Annotated in this window: 20 protein-coding genes; 6 read left to right on the forward strand and 14 right to left on the reverse strand. The window is 32.7% G+C overall.

The window, feature by feature from the left end:
- Nucleotides 1–85 precede the first annotated feature (85 nt).
- The 4 genes from arsM to sigI all read right to left on the reverse strand — a co-directional run bounded on the left by arsM (nt 86) and on the right by sigI (nt 3,238).
- The gene (gene arsM, locus LN736_RS14500) at nt 86–904 is read right to left on the reverse strand and encodes an arsenite methyltransferase (RefSeq protein WP_229981809.1); all 819 of its coding nucleotides are present in this window, start codon (nt 902–904) and stop codon (nt 86–88) included.
- 27 nt (nt 905–931) lie between these two features.
- Nucleotides 932–1,375 carry a MarR family winged helix-turn-helix transcriptional regulator gene (locus tag LN736_RS14505; RefSeq protein WP_229981810.1) on the reverse strand — a complete coding sequence of 148 codons (444 nt, stop codon included), beginning with the start codon at nt 1,373–1,375 and terminating at the stop codon, nt 932–934.
- Between the two features lie 248 nt (nt 1,376–1,623).
- Nucleotides 1,624–2,559 carry an anti-sigma-I factor RsgI family protein gene (locus LN736_RS14510; RefSeq protein WP_229981811.1) on the reverse strand — a complete coding sequence of 312 codons (936 nt, stop codon included), beginning with the start codon at nt 2,557–2,559 and terminating at the stop codon, nt 1,624–1,626.
- Entirely contained in the window at nt 2,552–3,238 is a 687-nt protein-coding gene (gene sigI, locus LN736_RS14515) for an RNA polymerase sigma-I factor (protein WP_229981812.1), read from the reverse strand. Before sigI ends, LN736_RS14510 begins: the two co-directional genes overlap by 8 nt.
- 179 nt (nt 3,239–3,417) lie before the next feature.
- Here sigI and LN736_RS14520 point away from each other — a divergent pair, with 179 nt between their 5' ends.
- Nucleotides 3,418–4,479, forward strand: a complete 1,062-nt coding sequence (locus LN736_RS14520; protein ID WP_229981813.1) for a DUF5667 domain-containing protein — start codon at nt 3,418–3,420, stop codon at nt 4,477–4,479.
- A gap of 48 nt (nt 4,480–4,527) precedes the next feature.
- Here the strand turns inward: LN736_RS14520 and LN736_RS14525 are convergent, their stop codons facing one another.
- The 4 genes from LN736_RS14525 to LN736_RS14540 all read right to left on the reverse strand — a co-directional run bounded on the left by LN736_RS14525 (nt 4,528) and on the right by LN736_RS14540 (nt 7,811).
- Nucleotides 4,528–5,013, reverse strand: coding sequence for an NUDIX hydrolase (locus LN736_RS14525; RefSeq protein WP_179977461.1), 486 nt, complete (start codon nt 5,011–5,013; stop codon nt 4,528–4,530).
- Between the two features lie 201 nt (nt 5,014–5,214).
- Nucleotides 5,215–5,730 carry a ferritin family protein gene (locus LN736_RS14530; protein WP_150356668.1) on the reverse strand — a complete coding sequence of 172 codons (516 nt, stop codon included), beginning with the start codon at nt 5,728–5,730 and terminating at the stop codon, nt 5,215–5,217.
- 112 nt (nt 5,731–5,842) lie between these two features.
- Nucleotides 5,843–6,514 carry a VTT domain-containing protein gene (locus tag LN736_RS14535; RefSeq protein WP_150356667.1) on the reverse strand — a complete coding sequence of 224 codons (672 nt, stop codon included), beginning with the start codon at nt 6,512–6,514 and terminating at the stop codon, nt 5,843–5,845.
- 127 nt (nt 6,515–6,641) lie between these two features.
- Nucleotides 6,642–7,811: an MGDG synthase family glycosyltransferase gene (locus LN736_RS14540; RefSeq protein WP_150356666.1), complete on the reverse strand. Its 1,170-nt coding sequence runs from the start codon at nt 7,809–7,811 to the stop codon at nt 6,642–6,644.
- A 185-nt stretch (nt 7,812–7,996) separates the two neighbouring features.
- Between LN736_RS14540 and LN736_RS14545 the strand changes: the two genes are divergently transcribed.
- Nucleotides 7,997–9,394, forward strand: a complete 1,398-nt coding sequence (locus LN736_RS14545) for an MFS transporter (protein WP_150356665.1) — start codon at nt 7,997–7,999, stop codon at nt 9,392–9,394.
- Between the two features lie 6 nt (nt 9,395–9,400).
- Here LN736_RS14545 and LN736_RS14550 read toward each other — a convergent pair whose 3' ends face one another.
- From LN736_RS14550 to LN736_RS14560, 3 genes are all read right to left on the reverse strand, one after another.
- Nucleotides 9,401–11,608, reverse strand: coding sequence for a methyl-accepting chemotaxis protein (locus tag LN736_RS14550; RefSeq protein ID WP_229981814.1), 2,208 nt, complete (start codon nt 11,606–11,608; stop codon nt 9,401–9,403).
- Between the two features lie 15 nt (nt 11,609–11,623).
- Nucleotides 11,624–13,393: a GGDEF domain-containing protein gene (locus LN736_RS14555; protein WP_229981815.1), complete on the reverse strand. Its 1,770-nt coding sequence runs from the start codon at nt 13,391–13,393 to the stop codon at nt 11,624–11,626.
- Nucleotides 13,394–13,618: 225 nt separating this feature from the next.
- Nucleotides 13,619–15,877 (reverse strand): cell wall-binding repeat-containing protein, encoded by a 2,259-nt coding sequence (locus tag LN736_RS14560; protein WP_150356664.1) that lies wholly within the window; start codon nt 15,875–15,877, stop codon nt 13,619–13,621.
- 231 nt (nt 15,878–16,108) lie between these two features.
- On the opposite strand from LN736_RS14560, the gene LN736_RS14565 reads away from it, so the two are divergent.
- On the forward strand, nt 16,109–17,266 hold the full coding sequence (locus LN736_RS14565; RefSeq protein WP_229981816.1) for a YibE/F family protein: 1,158 nt from the start codon (nt 16,109–16,111) through the stop codon (nt 17,264–17,266).
- Nucleotides 17,267–17,389: 123 nt separating this feature from the next.
- On the opposite strand, the gene LN736_RS14570 is transcribed toward LN736_RS14565, so the two are convergent.
- The 3 genes from LN736_RS14570 to LN736_RS14580 all read right to left on the reverse strand — a co-directional run bounded on the left by LN736_RS14570 (nt 17,390) and on the right by LN736_RS14580 (nt 20,193).
- Nucleotides 17,390–18,760 (reverse strand): sensor histidine kinase, encoded by a 1,371-nt coding sequence (locus LN736_RS14570; RefSeq protein ID WP_229981817.1) that lies wholly within the window; start codon nt 18,758–18,760, stop codon nt 17,390–17,392.
- A 3-nt stretch (nt 18,761–18,763) separates the two neighbouring features.
- The gene (locus LN736_RS14575; protein ID WP_150356659.1) at nt 18,764–19,444 is read right to left on the reverse strand and encodes a response regulator transcription factor; all 681 of its coding nucleotides are present in this window, start codon (nt 19,442–19,444) and stop codon (nt 18,764–18,766) included.
- A gap of 113 nt (nt 19,445–19,557) precedes the next feature.
- Nucleotides 19,558–20,193: a TrkA C-terminal domain-containing protein gene (locus tag LN736_RS14580; protein ID WP_150356658.1), complete on the reverse strand. Its 636-nt coding sequence runs from the start codon at nt 20,191–20,193 to the stop codon at nt 19,558–19,560.
- Nucleotides 20,194–20,441: 248 nt separating this feature from the next.
- On the opposite strand from LN736_RS14580, the gene LN736_RS14585 reads away from it, so the two are divergent.
- The 3 genes from LN736_RS14585 (at nt 20,442) to dapB (ending at nt 24,167) form a co-directional block, all read left to right on the forward strand.
- The gene (locus tag LN736_RS14585) at nt 20,442–21,569 is read left to right on the forward strand and encodes a betaine/proline/choline family ABC transporter ATP-binding protein (protein ID WP_150356657.1); all 1,128 of its coding nucleotides are present in this window, start codon (nt 20,442–20,444) and stop codon (nt 21,567–21,569) included.
- Nucleotides 21,569–23,131, forward strand: a complete 1,563-nt coding sequence (locus LN736_RS14590) for an ABC transporter permease/substrate-binding protein (RefSeq protein ID WP_179977468.1) — start codon at nt 21,569–21,571, stop codon at nt 23,129–23,131. Before LN736_RS14585 ends, LN736_RS14590 begins: the two co-directional genes overlap by 1 nt.
- Before the next feature lie 214 nt (nt 23,132–23,345).
- Nucleotides 23,346–24,167 (forward strand): 4-hydroxy-tetrahydrodipicolinate reductase, encoded by an 822-nt coding sequence (gene dapB / locus LN736_RS14595; protein WP_229981818.1) that lies wholly within the window; start codon nt 23,346–23,348, stop codon nt 24,165–24,167.
- Nucleotides 24,168–24,169: the final 2 nt, after the last annotated feature.

Raw genomic sequence — 24,169 nt, forward strand, 5'->3', positions numbered from 1 at the left:
AGTTATTATTTTAGGCATCGAACCTAAAATAACAAGGACTATTCATCTCCCACTTATAGAAGATAGGAGAATTACGCCCTTTTTGTTAAAATTTATACGCTTTTACATGTGCCCCTGCAAAGGCCCCATCAACAACCGCCGCATCTATTTTACTATACGTGTCACCCAAATTTTTCTGTTTTGCAATATCCTCTATAACATCTCTGGTGTATATATTTACTGGTGTTATTTCAATATCTTTAAATCCAACTTTTTTAAGTATTTCCTCATATTTTTTAACCGACAAGGCACCTGCAATGCACCCTACCCACATTTCCATGCTATGCCTTATATTTTCTGGTACATCTTTAAGAACAACAATATCTGCAATTGCCAGCCTTCCACCTTTTTTTAATACTCTATATGCCTCAGACAGAGCTTTTTCCTTACTTTCACAAAGATTTATCACACAATTCGATATGATGACATCTATAGTCTCTTTTTGAAGTGGTATATCCTCAATAAAGCCTTTTAAAAATGTAACATTCGTTACACCCATTTTTTCTTTGTTTTTATTAGCAAGCTCCAACATTTCATCAGTCATATCCAGTCCATAAACTTTTCCAGTCTGTCCAACATATTTCGAAGACATAAATACGTTAATGCCACCGCCACTTCCCAGATCAAGTACAGTTTCACCATTCTTCAATTCTGCAAATAGTAATGGGTTTGCACAACCCAAAGATGCCTCCACAGCCTCTTTTGGTAAATCATTCAAATTTTCTCCTTTATAGATAAGTGAAGATCTGCTTACACCGCTGCAGCAGGAAGACGTCGAACAACAATTATTTCCTATTCTACTATTGACTCTCTTTGCAATACCACCATAATATTTTTTTACCTTATTTTTTATATCAGATTCCATTTATATCATTCTCCCTTCATTTTATTATTAACAACATTCATTTTTGCCAATAGCCTCAACAAGCATTTTTATACTTTCTATTACCTGTTCTTGTTTATCTACTGTTATAGAATCATAAATTTTTTCAAAATACAGATTCATTCCTTCCTCAATGTCTTTAAACATTTTTATACCACTTTCAGTAAGTGATATAGTTACATATCTTCTATCCTGGAAATCAATATCCCTCCTTGCCAAACCCCCAGTAACAAGATTGTTTACAGTTCTGCTCATGGTACTATTTTTAAGATCTAGTAATTGAGCCAGTTCATTCAATGAAATACTTTTTGCACGTCCTATCTCCACTAAAGCATGACATTGAGCCATTGTTATTCTACAACAGGCAAGCTCACTTTCACTCAATATCCCAAGCTTTCTCTCAAGTGTTCTAATCATTTCTCTTAATTGTTTTGGTTTACTTACATTATTCATATATAATCACCTCTTACAATAATTATATCATACAACTATTATAATATACAACTATTATTTAATTTTATATACCAAAAATACATAGTATAAATAAAGAGGATTGAAAAATATTTTAAAATTTCTGTTAATTCGCAGATAAAAATAAAAGCAAATAGTACTTGTCCTACTTGCTTTTATTTTCATAAATATTATACAAAATATCTATCAAATATAACAAAATGAGAGAGTTACAGCTTTTTTCACCTGTTTTACCTCATACTTGAATTTCGCTTAGATGAACCACTTTTATTGGAACCATTCTTATGTCCACTTTCTTTAACTTTCCTATTGTTAATATTTTTGATTGAACTTCGATTTGTTTTAATCTTATTTACACCTGGATGCTGCAGCTGTTTTGAATAAGATTTTCTTTTGCTGTTATATCTATTTGAAATAGAATTATGACTGCTATTAGTACTATTTTTCCATTGAAAGCTATTATTATTTGGCTTTTTATAATTACTTTCACTATTCAAATATCTATTATTTATCATATTGTCAGTACTTTTTACATTTTTATTTGGACCCTTATTTGAATTTCCATTCGTACTCTTATTTGATCCTCCATTTGAATTTTTATTTAAAATTGTACTACCGTTGGACTGAATTTTAACCTTCAAATCAGAGGTTTCCATATTTGATTTGAATTTAGAAATATTTACGTTTTTACCATTTATATCAATAGAAATAGTTTTTGTCTTTATATACTCCTCATCAATAAACTTATCTTTTTTGGATTGATCAATTATTATCTTCAAACCATCATTGATATTCACATTATCTATCTTAATCTGACTCAATATTTTACTCCCGTCATCATTCAATGCTTTAAAAGAAATAATTCTGTTTAAAAAATTTACTTTTAACTCAATATCGGGGTTTATATTTACCAGAACTGTAGCTGACGGACTGTAATAAGCTTTAGCTCCACCACTTATAATTAATACAAACATTATACACGCTGCAGCTAGTATTTTTCTTGCACTAAAAGGATAAAATCTATGTACAATTTGATTTCCCATAAATTCTTCACCAATATTAGGTTTTTTACCATTGCAGTCCACTTTAATAAATTCGCCGTAAGGAGTAAGCAAATTAGCACACTTACCATCTATACTTATTACTACACCTTCTCTTTTATTCATTGCTTTCACCTACTTTTATATTTAAATAAGACTTTATATAAATAAATTTTTCACTATTAAATAATATAAATAGAGCAATAATATATTTTCTCCACTTATCGACAAATTTTCTGTTAAATCCAGTATATGCACATATTTTCTTAATAGGAAGCCTCCTGTTATGTAAAATGTAACTGCTGATTTCATCATTGTTGCATATTTTCAAGGCAATTCCTAAGGCACTATTTCTTGTATCCTTATGTTTTGGACTGCTATTTACAAGGTTATTGAACTTAATTTTATATTTTGCGAGCTCTTTGCTAAACTCAATAATTTCGTCCGCTCTATTTTTATTTTCCCTTTCTATCTCAAAACTGTCTATAGCACTACTATTATCCAATTTTTCCATATCATATTGGTCATTATCAAAAGTAAGCAATGGTAAATTTTTATTTTTTCTAAAATAGTCGATCAGTGCATTTTTGATTATAATTTTTGCATATGTATAAAAATTTCCTTTACATTCTGTATAGTTATCACAGGCCTTGTTGAAGGCAATTAATGCAATGCTGAGTTCATCGTCATTTTCCCATTGAAGATATTTTTTTGAAATAGAGTAGGTACATTTATATATAAAATTTTTATTTTCATTAATAAACTGGCTTTTATTTTTACGAATTAAGTGATTAATATTCTGCATGAAATCACCTCATATATTATATTATACGAAATAAATGAGAACTTTAGGGGGTGTAGCGCAAATTATTTCGTAACCCCCTCAAAATATAATAGAGATATCGTATATTTTAGTGATCGATCAAGCTTAATTAAAATGAAAACAAGAATTAAACTTTTATGCATTTAGAAAGGATGAACAATATGAAAAAATTAATGATTTTAGCAGCAAGCGCAGTGATGGCACTGGGTATAACGAATGTAACATTTGCTTCTGAACCAATATCTCTAAAAGATCAAGCCGGTATAACGCCGGACAGCATCTTATACCCGGCAGATAAAGTTATAGATGCTATACAGATTACATTGTCTTTTTCAGATAGTGCAAAAGCAAGTACATTATCAGATATAGCTGAAGAAAAGTTAGGTGAAAGTGAAATTATGGTAGACAAAAACAATCAGAGTCTTGCAAATACAGCTATCGATGATTACAAAAACTATATGGATAGAGCTGAAAGTAAAATTGAGGATACACTAAATAATAATAAAAATACATATAATCAAGATAAACTAAAAAATCTAGAATATGTGGAAGATAAAATTATAATTAAAGAAAAAAAATCCCTGTATATATTGACTAAACTTCAGAATAAGGTTAGCGGTAATGCAAAAACCGTACTAGCAAAGATCATAGAAATACAGACAGCAAAAAGAAATGCCATATTAGCTGTCAAAAAAGAACGTGTACTCTATATTAATGCTAAAAAGCAATACAATGAGGCTAAAATAGCTCTCGAGAAAGCAAAAAAATCAGGAGACGAAACAGCAATTAAAGCTGCTGAAGATTTATTGGGACAAAAACAACAGGCGCTGGATACAGAAAAACAGAATTTTGTAAAAGCTGTTCAAACAAAGAAAGAAGTTTCTAAGATAAGTGTAGGCAAATTAATAAAAGAATCAAAAATACAGAAAAGGAAAAATTTAAAACTTAATGTAATTAAAAAACCAAACAAAACAAACACCCCTGTAACTAAAACAGCTGTAACTAAAAATACAATAACTAATAAAACATTGGGTACGGCTGTAACAAATCCATCTGCATCAAAACCTGCTGTAGTAAATAATAAAAATGTAAAAAAGCGCTCAGTAAAAGTTGTAAAAAATCGAATTAAAAAAGAGTCATGTAATAATAAAATTAGAGAAAAAAATCAAAGCAAGATAACCAGTAATAGCAACAGACAGAAGTCTGTAAAATTACAGCATTAAAACTATTTTTCAACGGGGTCTGACCCCCTTACAGAAAATGGTAAGGGGTCAGACCCTAGATAAAATGTCGTAGATTTCATCATATTTGAATATCTCTCCACACAAAAGCATATCTTTAAACTCTCCCGCTGATACAAACTTTACATCACTGACTTCTTCCTTCTGAAGAGCTAATTTGGATAGTTCAATATTCATGTATACAAAATAAATATCCCAAATAATATTACCCTGAAATATTCTTCTGATAAAATTCAAGTCATCTTTTTTAATACATATTCCCAATTCTTCTTCTACTTCTCTTATAGATCCATCCACTGTATTCTCTCCGCTGACCATGCATCCTGTTGTCAATGTCCAAATATTAGGAAGGATCTTCTTATTATCAGACCTTTTCTGAATCAATATTTCAAATTTATCATTTATTATCCAGACTTCAGCTGCCAGATGATACTGTCCTCTGCTTAAGATATCAGTGCGTTTTTTCATCAAACCTGTTTTATGCCCTTTGTTATCATATATATCCCACAATTCCACTTGAAATACCCCCTTACATTTTCTCTTAATTATAATTCCAATTATATCAATAAACCATTTTACAGTTCCATTATAACTGAACTACAGCTAATTCTAACAATAATTTCTATTTTTAGGACTAAAAAAATAGTTCCCCAGTTTTAAAACCAGAAAAACTACTTTTTAAAATATTCCATATTAAATTTGACACTCAGCAGTCAGTTACATCCTAAAGCACCTATTCATCGAGTACAAAAAATTATAAAAATTCGCATGCCTTATTTCATCTGTAATAATTTCAGTCAGCATATTTATGTGAATTCTACTCTGCATTGCAAATAATATTTTTCTGTACCTTTCAACTGCTGCTAGCTCTCCATATAGTGCCCTTTTTACGCCGTCACAAAAGTGTTCAGGATATTGCATTTCTTCATTTTGAAGTTCAGATATATTTTCACCGGTCAGATCGTGATAAATTTGCCTAAACATCCTATTGTGCTTACTCTCGTTATCCCTGATTCCCACTATAATGTTTCTGGATTCTTCATTAGGAGAATTTTTTATCAGGTAGTCATAGAAGAGTTCATCTTCCCTTTCTCCAGATACAGCCTCTCTTATCAAATTAATCGCTTCAGGTAAATTGCCCGGATAGGTATAAGGTCTCTCATCAATACCGTTTGGCAAATTTGCTGCATGCCTCATAAAGCAGCACTTAAAAGTATATGGACAATAATTCATTTTTTCACTCCTAATTTGTAAACTATACTTATATATTATTATATATTTAAAATAATAGTTACAAATTTTAAATTCAAACATCTTTTACTGAAAATATCCATATACCTAAATATTAGACTTCTGTGCTGGCAGCGTTATTTCTATTTTGATCTTTTTTTCTTTCTTTTAAAAATACAGTAACTGCCGGAATAAGCGATATTATTATAATGGCAATTATTACATAGGAAAAATTATGTTTTATAAAAGGTAGACTTCCAAAAAAGTACCCTCCCCCTAAAAACAGGGACACCCACAGGAACCCTCCAAGCATATTATAAGTTATAAATTTTAAATATCCCATTTCACCAATTCCCGCTACAAAAGGTACAAAAGTTCTTATTATAGGGATAAATCTTCCCAGCACTATAGCCATAGGACCATATTTTTCATAAAACCTGTGTGCCTTATGAATATGCTCCTTATTGATAAATTTCATATTCTCCCTTCTTAAAATACCACTTCCAATTTTTTTACCTATGTAATAGTTGGCAGTATCGCCTATTACCGCAGCTAAAAAAAATACGATAAACAAAGTAAATATCTCCAGCATATTTTCTGAAGCAAGTGCTCCCGCTGCAAAAATAATGGAATCTCCCGGTAAAAAAGGTGTGACCACTAAACCTGTTTCACAAAATATAACTGCAAATATTATACCATATGTCAACATCCCATAATTTTGTATTATGATATTTAAATACTTATCAAGATGCAGCATAATGTCAATTAAATTCACCATAAAATTCATACTTTTTATCTCCTTTTATTATATAAAACCTGTAAATGTACTCTTCTACAAAATAATATATTACACGCACAAGGTTAAAATATAATTAAAAAAGAATTATATTTCAAATAAAATTTTTTAATGCCGCTTACATATTTATTTTGGAGATTAAAAAGTCTGCATCTTTTTCTGTGACTTCATCAAAATTACTTTTTATACTTAAAATAAAATTTACAATGTCCTCTGCCGCATCTGGGTTAGTATAAATTCTCTGGAATCTTTTGATTTTAATTAGCTCTTGCGAATTATTTGCAATTAAATCAGTTACAGCATCTTTTATTTTATCTGTATCCGCACACACTATTCCAAGATTATGTTTTTCAACAAATCTGGGATTGCCCTCTTCCTGTCCCGGCAGAGCACCTGTTATTATTAAAGGCACATTGCAGGCTACCGCTTCCATGATTACATTAGGACTTCCCCTCATAAACGCGATATCAGAACTCTGCATTAAATCCTGTATATTTTCCGTAAATCCATATATCTCAACTCTATCACCATATTTATGGGCAAGTGCTTTTTCAAGTTTGTTCTCAAGAGCCTTATTCCTGCCTGCTACAATTTTTACTGTACAATTAAAATTTTCCAACAGAATTTCAGCTATTTTTTTCATATTGCCAACACCCTCGCCGCCGCTCATTATAATACATCTAAATGGTTCCTTGCCATTATAATTGATATCTTTTTTAAAATTATAAGTATGATTGCAAAACCTCGAGCGCACTGGGAAACCCAAAACTTTTATTTTCTCTTCAGGAACACCAAATTTCATGCATTTATATTTTGCCTCCCGTGTAGGGCTTATTATGTAATCTGCCCTTGGATCTGCCCATAGAGGGGTTATACTTACTAAATCTGCAATAAGCGTAACAAAAGGTATTGTAACATGATATTTTCTAAGTATATTTAAGATAGAACCATTAAAATTCGGATGTATAGTTAAAATCAAATCCGGTCTTGTCTCTTTTAACAAATCCAAAAACCTATCTTTTATCTTTAGCTCAATAATCTCATTGATGAGATACGGTTTGACAGATGATATATCCCATATAAGTTCCCACAAATTTTCTGATTTTCTAGTTATAGGGCCATATGCTTTGGCCACATTTAATAACGTGGTCCCGCCAAGGGAAAATCCATCTACAATATGAATTTTGACATTTTTGTTGTATGAAAATTTTTCGCATAAAGATTCCGCTATGCTTTTATGCCCATGTCCTGTAAAATCAGATGAAATAACAAGTATACTATTAATCATAATCAGTCCCTCTTATCAGTTAATTTATTATAATATAAATACAATTACTACTCTATTTTAATATATTACACAATTAAATCTAAAACAACATTAAGAATTAGTTAAAATTTTATTAAATCTTAATATTAAGCTAAAAAATAGATTACAATAGATAGGACATAAAAAATAAAGGAGCTGTGGATTTCATGAACATCAATAACATAAAGGCAATTTATACTGTTTTTATATTTATAATATTAGCGGCTTTCGACAATGTAGTAATAGGACTATTCCCTCCACTTTTTTCTTCTATCTCAAAAAGTATGAACGTGCAGATTTCCTCCCTGGGAATTGTTTCAGCCGTCAATATCTTGGTCACATCCCTTTCATCGATTCTATGGGGCTACCTTACAAGTAAATTCAGTAGAAAACTCCTCGTCATTGTAGGCACTATTATCTGGTCAATTTCAATATTTCTAACATCACTCTGTGTCAATTATCTTCAGCTTCTTATTCTTCAGATTTTCACCGGCATAGGGCTTGGATGTATAGCATCAATCGGATTCAGCATTTTAACTGACTATATTCCCAATAAATACAGAGGCATGTTGTTAAGTCTTTGGGGCATGGCTCAGGGATTTGGTGGAATAGCAGGAGCACTAATGGCTTCTCTGATGGCTCCTTTTACAAGTTGGAGAAAACCCTTTGAAGTCGTAAGCATTATAGGTTTTCTACTTATTATACTATATTTCTTTATAAAAGAACCTACTGTAGGCCAAGCAGAACCCGAACTACAAACACTCGCTGAAAGAGGCTGCACATACAATTATAATATTGAATTAAGCCATTTATCTCAGATTATATCAAAGCGAAGTAATATTTTCCTGTTTATGCAGGCATTCTTTATGAATATCGCTACAGGGACTCTAATATGGCTTCCTACTCTATATATTTCAAAAATTCAGCAGCAGGGTTACAACCTAAAAGTTTCAATTATCGCTGCAGGATACCTTTTTGCCATATTTCAATTAGGAGGTTTGGCATCTCCTTTATTTGGCCACATAGGTGATATACTTCAGAATAAAACGCACAGAGGGAGAGCTGCTCTTACATCATATTTTGTATTTGCCATGATACCATTTTACATAGCAGTTTTTATACTTCCCATGAACAGGCTTGAACTGATACAAAGCAGTGCACCTCTACCAATACTCATATCATTATTGAAGGAAATAGTGATAAATCCCTGGATATCCATAATATTTGTTTTATCTTTCCTTGCAAGTGCACTGCAATCTGCCAACACGCCAAACTGGCTGGCCCTGATAACTGATGTGAACCTTCCGGAACACAGAGGTACTGCTTTTAGCTTAGCCAATTTAGCCAATGGCCTCGGGAGAACTATAGGAAATGCAGGTGTCGGAATTATACTTTCTCATATAAAAATCGGCGAACCTGCAAATTACATAATCACTTTGTCTCTGCTGCAGCTGTTCCTGCTCCCTTCAGCCTTTATCTACTTATTGATGACAAAAAGCAATATAAAAGACATAGAAGAAGTCAAAAATACGCTTATGAAACGTGCAAAAGGGCTGTCTTTATAAATCGTATTATATTTTAAACTGTCCTACAATATTCATAAGCTTTTCCGCTTCTTTCGCATTCTTATCCGTATTTAAAGCTATATCCGCATCTTTTTCCTTTATAGAATTCATACTGCTGGATATATTTGACACTGCATCTGTACATTTATCTACAGATGCACCTATCTTCTCTATTATATTGGAAAGATCCTGCTGTGATCTATTTATATCCTCCATAAGTCCATAAAATTTTTTTATGACACCAGTCATCTTAATGCCGTCATTTTGGTATTCTTTGCTTATATCTACCACTTTAATGTAGTCTGTCATGACTTTCTTCTCCACGAAGCCAAGTACATCCCGTGAGGAATCCACCAGTATACCCACTGCCATAATTATACTCTTTATATCATTTTGCATGTTATCTGCCATATCTGAACATTTATTTGCAAGTTTTTTTACTTCTTTTGCTACCACCATAAATCCGCTTCCATATTTTCCTGCATGGGAAGCCTCAATAAGTGCATTTAGGGCAAGTATATTGGTTTTCTTAGAAACATCTTTCATCTCATTCAGCATTTTTGAAATATTTTTTACCACCTTTATAGTTTCAAAGGATTCTTTCAATTTTTCACTGGAATCCTCGTAGTATTTTTCTATATTATGGGCTGAATTTTCTATATCATCTCCCATGCTTACAGCTTTTTTGTTTATATTATCGGCTAAATTAAGTCCTGAATTTGCTTCATTTACAGTATTTTCTATCTTGTTTTTTATTGAAAATATGCTTTCTTCAACCTCTTTGATGGAATTCATAACTCCCTGCATGTTGGATGTTATCTCACTGGTTTTATCAGATATTATTTTAATTTCCCATTCTGATTCTTGAAACATATGATTTACATAATTGCTGGAATTTAGCGCTGCAAGGCCCTCATCTTTAGCATATTCTATCATATTCTTTATATTTTTAAGAGCTGAATTCAAATCAACTACGGTCTGCCCAAACTCATCTTTACTTTTAATATCTATTTTATAACTGAGGTTAAAATTCGAGAGTTCACCAGCATATTCCCTTATATTTGACAGAGGTTTTTTTATCTGACGTGCTATTATAATTCCTACAAAAATCCCAGCCAGTATGAATATAAACGTAGCTGCTGCCATCCTGTACTTAAGGGCGTTTACAGAACTCATTATTTCATTTTTATCAATCACAAGCCCGAGATACCAGTTCACTCCGGATATAGGAGCATAGGCAAGCAGCATCTCTTCTCCCTTCTGTCTGTAATAACCCGAGCCACTTTTACCCTGTATCATATTTTTTTCAATGTCGGAAAGTTCCTTAAGTGAACTGTCCTTTAGAGAATTCTTTATGGTATTGTCCTTATTTAATACCAGAGTCAAATTTTTATGTGCAACTTTAGTACCATCTTTATTTATTATAAAACAGTACCCGCTTTTTCCAACTCTCATACTTTGAACAAACTTATTCAACTCCGAAGTGCTTATATTTGAAAACAATACGCCTTTAATTTTATCCTTACTGTCCTTTATCGGAACTGCCACTGATATTATTTCCTCTCCATCTACATTAAAATAAGGTCCATCAATGGCAGGAGTACCTTGAATGGCCTTTTTCAAATATGCCGAATCCACACTTTCCAGATCTATTTTAGTTTTTCCTCCGGTTTGCATGTAAGCCATGCCACTCAAATCCATAGCACAGAGACTTGAATATCCAAGTTTGGATGCCCTTTTCTGTAAAATTGGAAGCTGAATCCCTGGGTTCATGGATTCTATTTCATTCCTAGAAGCTATCTCCGTCATGGAACGAACTTGCTGCTGCAAAATTGAGCTTAAAAGTTTGGAGGATTCCTGTGCTTTATCTTGCAGTGAAGAATTTATGTTTTTCTCCATAGCCGCATAAAAAGTATAATAAGACAGTATTCCAAAAAATCCGCAGATAAATATTACCAGTATTCCAATTTGAAGAATAACTTTAACAACGACGCTGTTTATTCTTATTTTTGAAAAACAATTTATTTTTTTCTTCAGAATACTAATTATTTTTGCACTGCCCATTTTCATTTTTGGAACAGCATTTATTTTTTTCTTCAAGGTACTGCCTATTTTCATTTTTGGAACAATATTTATTTTTTTCTTTAAATAACATATTATTCTTTCCTTTATCCTAGTAAATATATGTAAAATTTTTGAAACCACTTTTCTCATGGTATTTCCCCCAAACTATTCATTTAAATTGATATTATAGATAACATAATTGCTGTTTTTACTTTTCTTGGCCTTTTTTTTGATTTTACTCATGTACACTCCAATATCATCAACTTTTTTAAGTTTGCTGAAATTTCCATACATGCATCCGAGGGCTATGGACGTAAGAGGAAAAACATCCTTATTGCCTTTTCTGTCAAAAGATTCAATATATCCGTTTTTTTTGTCTTTTTCATTGAAGAAATCAAGTATTTTTGCATCAAACTGCGAAATTATTTTTTCACACAATTTACGTCCTTTTTCAATATCATTTTCAATTACACATACAAAATCATCTCCTCCTATGTGTCCTACAAATCCATTATATACTGAGTATTTTTTTACCTGTTTTTCTATAATTTCTGCAGTTAGTTTTAACACTTTATCTCCATTTTCAAAGCCATAGGTATCATTGTATGTCTTAAAATTATTTAAATCTGCATAAATAACAAAGAAATCACTGTGAGAATGTATTATATTATCAATAACCTTATTTATAATTTTATTTCCAGGAAGGCCCGTCAACGGGTTGAGATTTTTAGCATGCTTTTTTTCAAATTCTAAAGTATATTCAAGCAAATCCTTTATAGTGACAATTCCATAATATTTCCCTTCTTTTGTAACTATTACATAATCATATATTTTTTTGTAGTCTCTTGCCATGGCAATTTTCGATACATCGCTTATTGACGTGTTATAGTCCACTACAGTAGGATCAGAATCCATTATCAAAGATACAGGACGCTTAAGAAATACCGAAATGCCATACTGCGTGGCAAGTACATAGTCCAGATCATGCTGCATCATAAGCCCTATAGGATATCCCCCATTCGTAATGCACACTCCTGTTATATTACAAGTGTCAAAAAATTTTTTTACCTCTTTGGCTTGAGTCGTGGATTGGAAATCGGGATTTTGTTTTGCTATATCACCGATACAATTTTTTTCGAATTGAAACCTGTTGGTCTTCATTTTGTTGTATTTCACTATGGTTGTTTTTATATCTTCGGAAATATCGAGAAAAGTTCCCGACGGTCTCTGTAGAAAATATCCTTGTCCCGAGCAGACACCAAGTTCTATTAATTTTGCAAGTTCGCTTTCTGTCTCAATTCCCTCGGCTATGATATTCATATTTGTGGACTGTCCCAGTGTTACAAATGTTTTCACCAGTTCCTGCTTAAAATTGTCTTTGTCTATATCCCTTATAAAAGAAATATCAATTTTAATGTAATGCGGCTTCGTCTCCATAAGGGTTTTAAGCCCGGAATAACCAGTACCCATATCGTCTATTGCAATTTTATAACCTTGATCCACATAGTTATCCACTGCTCTTTTAAAATCCTTATAATCCTCTATGGCTGTTTTCTCCGTGATTTCAAATATAATTACATCTGGAGACATATTGTGCTTTCCCAAAAAATCTCTAGTAAATCCACTTTTAAATCTTTCATCTTTAAATATCTTTGGATCTACATTTATGAATAAAAGCTTATTTTTATCTATCTTGTTTGCCCTTTCAATGGCTTTTTTCCTGCACAGCAGTTCCAATTCCCATATTTTATTAAAAACTTCTGCTGCATGAAAAAGTTTCACAGGCAAATGCAGGGTTGAATTTTCAGGTCCCCTGCTAAGCGCTTCATATCCCACTATAGAAGCATCCTTTAAGGATACAATAGGTTGAAATACTGTAGTGATGTTTTTGGTATCCAATATTTTTTGTAATTCAATTTCATCTTTTGATTCCATATACTTCACCTCATGCATTTTATTTCTAATGAAATTATATAGTCTTTTTGTTAATTGCATGATAATCTTATGTTAATAATACTTAATGCAGCAGTCCATGTTAAAAGCTTAGAGTTTAAATATCAAAATTTAGATAGGGACAAAAAAGAAGTTACGGTACAGGATGTATTCTGTAATAAAGTGATACTCCTTTTTCCGTAACTTTATTGGTTATTTATCTTCTCATTATTGTAAGAGTTTATTAACAGTAACTTGTGAGACAGATGCTTCTCCTCCAAGAATGGTAATTTGACCCACACCACTCAATTTTCCCTGGATGTAATTTTTAGCACCGCTTAGATCAGATTTTCCAATCAACACTACTGGAGCACTCTTCTCTCCTGCTACTGCAGATCCCGAAAGTGCATCTGCAAAATCACTGCCTGATGCCAGGTAGATATTTGACAAATCATACTTATCATTGAATTTATTAAGTATTGCAAGATTTGTGGAATACCTGTCGGAACCAGATATTCTTACAGCTCCAAGGCTGCTAACCACGCTGTCATCTACAACACCGTTTCCGCCAATTACATAAGGTGTACTTGAATTGTCTTTTACATACTTAAGTATGTCACTGCTCAACTGTTTGCCATCTGTTAGAATTATTGGACTCCCTGATAATGATGCATAGGAAGATACGGATAGTCCATCTGCAAATCCTGCTCCTGAAGCTACGAATACCTGCTTTGGACTTTTTATCTGTTTTGCAACTTCCAGTGAAGTGGCATATCTGTCATTTCCGCTTATCCTTTTAACCACCATTTTCATATTTCTCAGGGAACTCTCTATTGAACTGGATACCACCCCAGTGCCTCCGATTATATAAACCGTTCTTACTTTTAATCTTGAAAGCTCTGATTTAGTATTGGAATCCAGAGTATTACTTGATGTCAAAAGTATCGGTGCATTTTTTAACTTTGCAAAAGGAGCTGCACTCAGCGCATCTGCATAGGACTGGCCTGAAACCAACACTGCCGTATCTGCTTCGTTCCAGTTATTCTGAGATATTTTAGCTGCAGTTTCATACCTGTTCTGCCCTGCCAATCTTGATACATTTTTATGAGAAGTGGTTTTATTTATAGTATAGCTGTCTATAGGAGCCATAGTATCAGTCCTGTATGTGGTAATGGTAAAATTCTTATCCGTTACACTTACATTGGAGAATGTAGGAACTTTATCCTGCTCTTTTTTTGCTTCAAAATAGTTGTTGTAGTTTGGTTCCTGAATCTCATAGTACTTACTTCCACTAGCTGAGTTTGTAGTTATATAGAGCACACCATTTGGATCAGTGACACTGGTGTCATCTTTTCCGCTTACTGCCTGTCCGTCTACCATCTGATAGGATCTTGTATAGCAGTGATCATGCCCATCTAAAACTACATCTATTCCAAGTTCCTGAAATACTTCTGGATGCGTTACCCTTCTAGCCGCTATATCAGCATCTGTCTCATGATTTGCAGAACTGTATATGGAATGGTGCATGCTTACTATTTTCCACTTAACATCTGGATTTGCAGCTATGGCCTCCTGCATGAAAGCTTTATGATCCTCTGCATTTATATCATTGCTGTTGAGCATCAGGAAAAGCGTATTTCCATATACAAAGTAATAGTCATTACCAGTTGTTCCATTACTATTATCAGACTCATATCCGTTATTTGTAAAAATACCGTATTTATCAGATTCATTTGGATAATTGAAATGTGTAGTATGACCTACTCCATATCCCTCATGATTTCCGGTAATTGCAGCAACAGGGATATTTTTTAACTGATCTGGCTTGAAAAATCCGTCATATTCAAGTTCATTTGTCTGACCATTGAGCTCCTTTCCGTTGTTAACCTGATCTCCTACAGACAATATAAAACTGCTGCTGGAAAATTTATCTGTTGCCTTTTTAACTGTATCTACCCATCCTGTCGTATCCTTGTCTATATCACCGCCTGCGCCAATCTGTGGATCTCCCGCCAACAGAAAATTGAAACCCTTTGATATATCCTGGGTGGTATAATTATTGGCAGAACTCCAGGTAGTACCGTCACCTACACGATATACATATTCTTTAGATGGCTGTAAATCTGTAACTGTAACCTTATTGGAAGAATAGCCGTCATTTCCATTGGATTTTTCACCTTTGAAGGTTTGAGCTTTACTCTCCGGAAACTCGTTTCCGGTCATATCGGATTTAAGCGCAACCTGTACCTCAGGGTCCGATGTATCTTTATTGGAATACCATGTGAAATTAACCTGTGATGCATCTTTACCTGGCGCAAAAGTTATATCCTTGATATTTGCAGAGGTCTCTCCCCCTGCTGTAATTGATTGACTTGCCGCAGCATTCGTGTCTGTATCTGCATTAACCGACATTGGTATGGCAATACCTGAAAATGCGAACGAGCAACAGAGTACAAATAATGCGGTCTTTTTTAGATACTGTTTCATGAAACTCCCCCTTTTAGATATGTCATTGTGATGGCCAGAATAAATTCAATCCATGCCATTCATTTTTATATTAGCAGTATATATTTTTTCTATCCGTCACATTTATGTAAATTCAATGTAAAATAATCATAACATTCACATACTTAACTTAAACTTTACACAATCTTTATGAACTTGTTTCAATAGAGCAATATAATAAGTGAATGACTAAAAACTTATGGAGGGGCAGGCATGAGAAATTCTTCAAGAATATCTAAGATATTGCTTTTTATAACAGCCACATTTCTATTTGGCGCTTTTTTATATAACTTCAATGTAAGCCATCCTGTAACTTATAACATTCAAAAGGGTAAGGCCAATGTAAAATATGAAAAAGCCCAAGTGCTGGAAATAAAAAATAATTCTCTAAAACAATTCAACGAATCCAAAAACATATATTTTGGCAGCCAGCAGGTAAAATTAAAAATTCTCTCGGGAGAACATAAAGGTGAAATTAAAAATGTTACAAATTATTTAAGCGACACCCACAATGTATATTTGAAACAAAATATGAAGGTTATAGTGGACATAGCTACTTCTGGAAGTGGATCATACAGCATAACAGTATATAACTATTACAGAGCTCCTGTACAATATGCATTTATCTTTATATTTTTTGCCCTGCTGTGCATAGTAGGCGGGAAAAAAGGATTCAGGTCAGTACTGGGACTTATTTTTACTCTATGCTGTGTTATATTTCTGTTCATTCCCATGCTTTACAGAGGATACTCACCGGTTTTATCCGCAATCCTCATAATAGTCATAACCACCTGTGTTTCTCTTTTCCTGCTAAACGGCAGAAGTACCAAGACACTGTCTGCCATACTTGGAACAATGTCGGGAGTTATAATTGCAGGGATAATTGAAGTTATTTTCGGATACTTTGCCCATTTGACAGGCCTGAATCTGACACAGGTGGAAAGTCTCAACATGATCTCAAATGTATCCGGCATGAAGGTGTATGGTCTTCTAACTGCAGGAATTCTAATAGCCTCCCTGGGAGCTGTAATGGACATCAGCATATCCATAGCATCTTCCATACAGGAAATATATATATCAAATCCTAAGATCAGCAGAAGAGAATTGTTTAACTCAGGATTGAATGTCGGAAAAGACATGATGGGAACCATGGCAAATACTCTCATTCTGGCTTTTGCCGGAGCTTCCCTAAGTATGCTTATAATAATTTATTCCTACAATTTAAGCTATAACCAGCTCATCAACATGGACATGGTAAGCCTTGAAATCATCCAGGGGCTCACAGGGAGCATGACAATAATCTTTACAGTTCCCATAGTATCATTTATCTCTACAGAAATTATAACAAGATTGTATGACAGATTTAATTAATTGGTTCTAGTTCAACTATAAATCTAGAGGGACTGTTTACTATTTCTTTCATTTTTTTAATCACCTTCCTATTTTGATACCACTATGTTACGCATCTAAAATTAAAAAAGGATTAAAAAAAGATTAATTCTCTATAATATCCAGACTCACAGTTATTCTGGTACCTTTTCCCACCGTGCTTTTAATATCCACAGTTCCATTGTAGACATCCACAATTTGCTTGGCTATAGACAGCCCTAACCCGCTTCCGCCAATATCCTTGGATCTGGATTTATCTACGCAATAAAACCTGTCAAATATTTTGGGAATTTCATTTTCTGGAATTCCTATACCCGTGTCACTTATTGATATGTTGATATATTTGCCAAACTTAACGGAACTTATATCTATTTTCCCATGCTCCTTGGTAAATTTTATACTGTTGTCTACAATTATCCTAATTAATTGCTTTATAAGTTTATAATCTGCAATAGCCTGTACATTTTCATTATTGATATTTGATATTATATGTTTTTTATCTATCATTCTAGTCTCTTCAGTAACCTCATCTATCAATTCATTGAGATAGAAAACATTTTTTTCTACCTTCTGCGACTTATTATCATTACGGGCTAAAAAGAGCAATTTTTCTACCAATTCTCCCATGCTATGTGATTCAGATTTAATGGCTTCAATAGATTTATCAAGAGCTTCTCTGTCATTTTTTCCCCATCTGTCTAAAAGATTAGCATATCCCTGAATTATTGCTATAGGTGTTCTGAGTTCATGAGATGCATCCGAAACAAATTGTGTCTGTTTGCTAAAAGATGTTTGAAGTCTATCAATCATGTTATTCAGTGTGGTTGCCAGCCTTTTAAGTTCATCGTTAGGCCCCTGTATATTTATTCTTTCTTTTAAATTGTTAATGCTTATTTCATCGGCAGTTTTTGTGATATTGTCAATTGGATTCAGCATTTTTTTACTTATTATATACCCTAACAAGATGGATAAGGCTATTCCGAATAGATCTGCCGCGGCCATGAAGAAAAACAATATTTTCAAAAAATCATATTCATTGTCCATATCTTTAATTATCTGCATATACAAAATCCCATAATTCTTATCTAATATTTTTGTATTCAAATAGGTAAGATGCTTTTCATGTTTTTCTACATGTTTTATTTTCCCATAGGGTTCAGAAATCTTTAAATGATAGTCAAACTTATCTGATACATTTATTATTTTCCCATTTTTATCCATTATCTTTATAAATATATTTTCATTAGGCAATATATCAGAAAATAATTCACTACTTGAGAGCTGTTTCAGTTTTAATCTGTCAAGTATTATTTGATTTACATCTTCCAGACGTTTAGCTGTCTGCATATACATATAGTGCTCTACTCCATGTAATATATAGGCATTGGATACTGCAAGCATCACTGAAAACATCAAAGCAAATATTCCAGTTAATTTGACAGATATCTTTGCATTTTTTATAATACACAAGTTCATAGTCTATTCTCCCTTTATCGCATATCCAACTCCTCTTATAGTTGTGATTAACTTATTCTCAAATCCATCATCAATTTTACTTCTAAGGTACCTTATAAATACACTGACTACATTTGTGTCATTGAAATAATCATAGCCCCAGATTTTTTCTATCAACTGATCTCTTGTTAGGACTACATTTTTGTTGACTAAAAGAATCTCTAAAAGATCATATTCTTTTTTTGTAAGTTCAATATGCTTTCCATTTCTTGTGACTTCGTGAGTTTTAGTATTCATTACAAGATCATCCACTTCATATTTATAATCTTCTGATTTTTTATCATTATTTCTTCTTATGACACGTATCCTGGCCAGAAGTTCTTCTATAGCAAAGGGTTTTGTAATATAATCATTTGCCCCTATATCCAGTCCCATTACTTTATCCATCACATCATCCTTAGCAGTTATCATTATAATTGGGATCCTGGAAAACTGCCTCACTCTTCTGCAAACCTCCATTCCATTTAACCCCGGAAGCATTACATCCAAAAGCACTAGATCATAATTACCTCTCTGTATCTTCTTCAGTCCTTCTCTTCCATTGTATTCAGCATCAGTAGCATAACCTTCATGATTAAGTTCCATTTGCATAAACATGGACATCTTTTTTTCATCTTCAATTATGAGTATCTTATAGTTTTTCAAAAAATCACCTCAAACATCAGTTATAATAATACTTATATTGAGATTATATATTATTGAGATTAAAATCACATTAAAATACTGTACCTTATCCTGCTTTAATTTCAATCATCTATTTATTTGTCTCCATAGAGAAATTTTTTAATTTTATAATAACTGCTTTCTTCACCTATAGCCAATAAAATATCACCTTCCTGAAATACAGCACAGGGTCCTGGAGAAATAATCAAATTTTTTCCTCTTCTAATACCTATTATGGTAGCACTTGTATTTTGCCAAAATTTGCTCTCAGATATAGTTTTACCAATAACTTTAAGTCCTTTATATACTTTGAACTCAAAGGGTATGAAGGGATTAGAATTAATAAATCTATTAGAGTAATCCGTAAATTCATCTATCTTTTCCTTAATTTTTTTCTCCAATTTACTTTTCTCCACAAATAAATCCAATATTTCTTTTTTTGATAAATTTAGAAAATCTATATCTCTAAATTTTTCTATGAATTTCAAACAATTATCTACAGATTTTATAATAATTCCACTGCCTTTTATCACCTCAACTATATCCATATCATTTAAAAGAATAATGGCCCTCCTGATAGTTTCAGGTGAAACATTATAATGACTTGAAAGAGATGATCTCCCATGAAGCTTATCCCCTACTGAGAAATCTCCAATTATTATTCTATTTGCTATGTCTATAGCTATTTTTTGATATATAGGTTTTACCACACATTCTGATTCTACTGACATTTTAAATTTTTTTTAGATATAATTACCTAAAATAAACCTCCCCTTAATATATTTCATTAAATCAATAAATAGTATAGATTATTATTCTTATCATGTAAATACAATCTAAAAATTTACTTATACAGAATATGAATAAATAAACTATTAATGACAAGTAACAACTTTTATGCTATTATTAAATTGTTACTTTGTCAATTTGCGCTACATTAATGTCAAAAATTGGCTAAATGAAATGGAGGACACCCGTTATGATAGAATTTAAAAATATAACTAAATCTTTTAAGGGTAAAGTAGTATTGAACAACATAAATTTAAAAATTCATAAAGGAGAACTAGTAGTACTCATCGGCCCCAGCGGCTGTGGAAAGACAACTACACTCAAAATGATAAATAAGCTTATAAAACCAACTTCCGGTGATATTTTTGTAAATAATAAAAATATCAAAGAAGAGAACAGTATAGAGCTTAGAAGAAAAATTGGGTACGTAATCCAACAAGTCGGCCTTTTTCCCCATATGACCATACAGGAGAATATAACATTGATACCAAGGCTTCAAAAATGGCCTGAAAAAAAGATAGAAGACAGAACTGAAGAACTTCTGGAAATGATAGGAATGAATCCAGGCGAATTTTTAAACAGATATCCAAATGAATTAAGTGGAGGACAACAACAGAGAATAGGTGTAGCTAGAGCATTTGCCATGAATCCAGATATAGTACTTATGGATGAGCCTTTTAGTGCACTTGATCCTATAAGCAAAAGCCAGCTTCAGGATGAGCTATTTAACCTCCAGCAGGAATTAAAAAAGACCATAGTATTCGTAACCCACGACATGGATGAAGCAATAAAACTGGGAAATAAAATATGTATAATGAAAGATGGAAATATACTCCAATTTGATACTCCCGAAAAAATATTGAAAAACCCCTCCCATGGTTTTGTAGAAGAATTTATAGGCAAAAATAGAATTTGGAATAAACCAGAATTTATAAAGGCAAAAGACATAATGATAACCAACCCTGTAGTAACCAATGCGGAAAGAACTATAGTACAAGCAGTAGAAATAATGAGAACAAACAATGTAGACAGCCTTATGATAGTGGATAAAAATCTAACTCTCATTGGAATTGTAACCCTAAAAGATATACGAAAAGGTATGGACAAAACATTGAAATTAAAAAATATAATGGAGAAAAATATATTTACAGTATATGAAGAAGACAGCATAGTGGATGTACTTCAGGAAATAAGTGACAATAACATAGGATATGTACCTGTTTTAACCAAAAAGGGTGCATTAGCAGGACTTATTACCAGAAGCAGCCTCATAACAGTATTAAGTGCTCAATTTTTAGATGCAGAGGAGGAGATTTAATGAATTCGATTATAGGTTTTTATAATTTCATTGCAGGCAGGACAGGCGATATATTAAACCTTTTTCTCCAGCATATCGAGTTGACTTTGTTATCGGTGGTTATAGCTATATTAATAGGTGTACCTTTGGGAATACTTATAGAAAAAGACAAAAGACTGTCTTCCCTTGTAATAGGTATTGCAAATGTAATACAGGCAATTCCAAGTTTGGCATTACTGGGATTTCTAATTCCCGTCATAGGCATTGGAAGCAAACCTGCCATTGTAATGGTAATTTTATATTCACTTCTTCCCATTATAAAAAATACTTATACCGGACTGTCAGGTATAAATCCCAATATACTAGAAGCTGCCGAGGGAATGGGTATGACTGAATCACAAATACTGAAAATTGTAAAACTTCCCCTTGCGCTTCCAGTAATAATGGCAGGTATAAGGATATCTGCAGTTACCGCAGTTGGACTTATGACCATAGCTGCATTTGTAGGTGCAGGTGGACTTGGATATATGGTATTTACGGGAGTTCAAAGCGTCAATAACTACATGATACTTGCAGGAGCAATACCCGCATGTATACTAGCACTAGCAATTGATTTTATTATTGGCAAAATTGAAAAATCAGCAACAGAAAAGTCAACAGCTAAAAGGAAAAAGAGGAAAGTGCCACTAAAATATAAGAGAGCTGCAGCAATTGTACTCTGCATTTTAATAATATCAGCATCCGCATTCTATTATAATAATACAAAAAATAAGATAGTTGTTGGCGGGAAAAACTTCACTGAACAGATCATATTAGTAGACATGGTTGGGGAACTTATTGAAAAAAACAGTAACATTAAAGTAGATTACAGGCCTAATCTGGGAGGAACAAATGTAGTGATGGGTGCAATGAAATCCGGAAACGTAGATGTAAGTATTGAATATACAGGTACTGGACTCATGGATATAATGAAACACAGTCTAATAAATGATCCCGACAAAGCATACAATACCGTAAAAGATTATTACAGTAAAAACTTTAAGATAAAATGGCTAAATCCAATTGGATTTAATAACACCTACGCACTGGCAGTATCTCAGGATACCTCCAATAAATACAATTTAAACACTATATCCGACCTTGCAAAAATAAGTAACAACTTAAGATTGAGCTGTACTATGGAGTTCACTTCAGGAAGAGCAGATACTTTAAAACCTCTTCAAAATGTATATGGTATCAATTTCAAAGAAATCAACAGTGTAGATGGAGGACTCAGATACACTGCATTAAATCAAAAAAAAGCTGATGTAATTGATGCCTTTTCCACAGATGGACTGCTTAAACAATTTAATTTAAAAGTTTTAACTGATGACAAAAAAGTATTTCCACCCTATTATGCCGCCCCTGTAATCAGAGAAGAAACCTTAGAAAAGCATCCCGAACTTAAGGAGATTTTAAACAGATTAGGCGGAAAAATAGATGACAAAACCATGATGGAATTAAATTATAAAGTGGATAGCCTGGGACAGAAGCCGGAGACCGTTGCTCATGAATTCTTAAAAGAACAAAATTTGATAAAGTGATTCTTAGGTTCAGATGGAGTTTACCGATAAGGAATGCTTTTCTTCACCTGAACTTTAGAATAATCTAATTTTCAAGTAAAGGATATATTTGATAATAATGACAACAAACAACTTGTATGATATAATAAAGTTGTTTATATTAATGTAAAAGTTTCTACATTATAATAATACCGGTAAAAAAGTGAAGATAATATTAGTCAAGGAGGTAATTTATATGATCAAAGTAGCATTAATAGGTATTGGCAGGACAGGAAAACATATAGCAAATCAAATCCTAGAACAGGACAATATGGAAATCGTATGCGCAATTTGCAGCCCTAATAGTAGAAAAGAAGGGATGAAATTAGGAGATCTATTAAAAAATGATAGAACCAACGTAAAAATTTCAACTTCAGATAAGCTGGAAGCTTCAATCTTCGAAAGCAAACCTGATGTAGTTGTAGATTTTTCAACCCCTTCAGCAACAATGAAAAACGCTTTAGCACTGTCTAAAATGAAAGTAAATATGGTCATAGGGACAACAGGATTTTCTGAAGAAAGTATTGACAAGCTTAAAAATATGACTTACAAATTCGATAACGGTATAGTTTATGCTCCCAATATTACTTTAGGTGTTAATGTGGTTATGTTATTGTCTAATATTGCAGCATCCATATTAAATAACTATGATTTTCAAGTTCTGGAACTTCACCATAAAACCAAAAAAGATATTCCATCAGGAACTGCCATAAAACTTTCTAAAGAAATAGAACATGGACTTCAATCATCTGGAGTATTCAATAAAGATATTCCTGTCAACGGTGTAAGAGCCGGAGGTGTGATAGGGAAACATGAGGTACTCATAGTTGGTGATGATGATCAGATAAAAATAAGTCATGAATCCTTTTCCAGAAAAGCTTTTGCATCTGGAGCTATAAGTGCCATAAATTATATTTATAAAAAGTCAGGATACTATGAGATGAAAGATATATTAGACCTTAAAAGGATACTACATAAATACATCGATGCATTAGATGAAAATCTAATAGCAAACTAATC

The sequence above is a fragment of the Clostridium aromativorans genome, assembly GCF_020908015.1.
GTDB classification, from domain to species: domain Bacteria; phylum Bacillota; class Clostridia; order Clostridiales; family Clostridiaceae; genus Clostridium_B; species Clostridium_B aromativorans.

Excerpts from the sequence above, each read along its gene's own strand:
- dapB (WP_229981818.1), top strand. The coding sequence starts at position 23,346 with ATGATCAAAGTAGCATTAATAGGTATTGGCAGGACAGGAAAACATATA.
- LN736_RS14550 (WP_229981814.1), bottom strand. The coding sequence starts at position 11,608 with ATGAGAAAAGTGGTTTCAAAAATTTTACATATATTTACTAGGATAAAG.
- arsM (WP_229981809.1), bottom strand. The coding sequence starts at position 904 with ATGGAATCTGATATAAAAAATAAGGTAAAAAAATATTATGGTGGTATT.
- LN736_RS14535 (WP_150356667.1), bottom strand. The coding sequence starts at position 6,514 with ATGAATTTTATGGTGAATTTAATTGACATTATGCTGCATCTTGATAAG.
- sigI (WP_229981812.1), bottom strand. The coding sequence starts at position 3,238 with ATGCAGAATATTAATCACTTAATTCGTAAAAATAAAAGCCAGTTTATT.
- LN736_RS14505 (WP_229981810.1), bottom strand. The coding sequence starts at position 1,375 with ATGAATAATGTAAGTAAACCAAAACAATTAAGAGAAATGATTAGAACA.
- LN736_RS14540 (WP_150356666.1), bottom strand. The coding sequence starts at position 7,811 with ATGATTAATAGTATACTTGTTATTTCATCTGATTTTACAGGACATGGG.
- LN736_RS14585 (WP_150356657.1), top strand. The coding sequence starts at position 20,442 with ATGATAGAATTTAAAAATATAACTAAATCTTTTAAGGGTAAAGTAGTA.
- LN736_RS14530 (WP_150356668.1), bottom strand. The coding sequence starts at position 5,730 with ATGAATTATTGTCCATATACTTTTAAGTGCTGCTTTATGAGGCATGCA.
- LN736_RS14555 (WP_229981815.1), bottom strand. The coding sequence starts at position 13,393 with ATGGAATCAAAAGATGAAATTGAATTACAAAAAATATTGGATACCAAA.
- LN736_RS14565 (WP_229981816.1), top strand. The coding sequence starts at position 16,109 with ATGAGAAATTCTTCAAGAATATCTAAGATATTGCTTTTTATAACAGCC.
- LN736_RS14560 (WP_150356664.1), bottom strand. The coding sequence starts at position 15,877 with ATGAAACAGTATCTAAAAAAGACCGCATTATTTGTACTCTGTTGCTCG.
- LN736_RS14590 (WP_179977468.1), top strand. The coding sequence starts at position 21,569 with ATGAATTCGATTATAGGTTTTTATAATTTCATTGCAGGCAGGACAGGC.
- LN736_RS14510 (WP_229981811.1), bottom strand. The coding sequence starts at position 2,559 with ATGAATAAAAGAGAAGGTGTAGTAATAAGTATAGATGGTAAGTGTGCT.
- LN736_RS14570 (WP_229981817.1), bottom strand. The coding sequence starts at position 18,760 with ATGAACTTGTGTATTATAAAAAATGCAAAGATATCTGTCAAATTAACT.
- LN736_RS14545 (WP_150356665.1), top strand. The coding sequence starts at position 7,997 with ATGAACATCAATAACATAAAGGCAATTTATACTGTTTTTATATTTATA.
- LN736_RS14520 (WP_229981813.1), top strand. The coding sequence starts at position 3,418 with ATGAAAAAATTAATGATTTTAGCAGCAAGCGCAGTGATGGCACTGGGT.
- LN736_RS14580 (WP_150356658.1), bottom strand. The coding sequence starts at position 20,193 with ATGTCAGTAGAATCAGAATGTGTGGTAAAACCTATATATCAAAAAATA.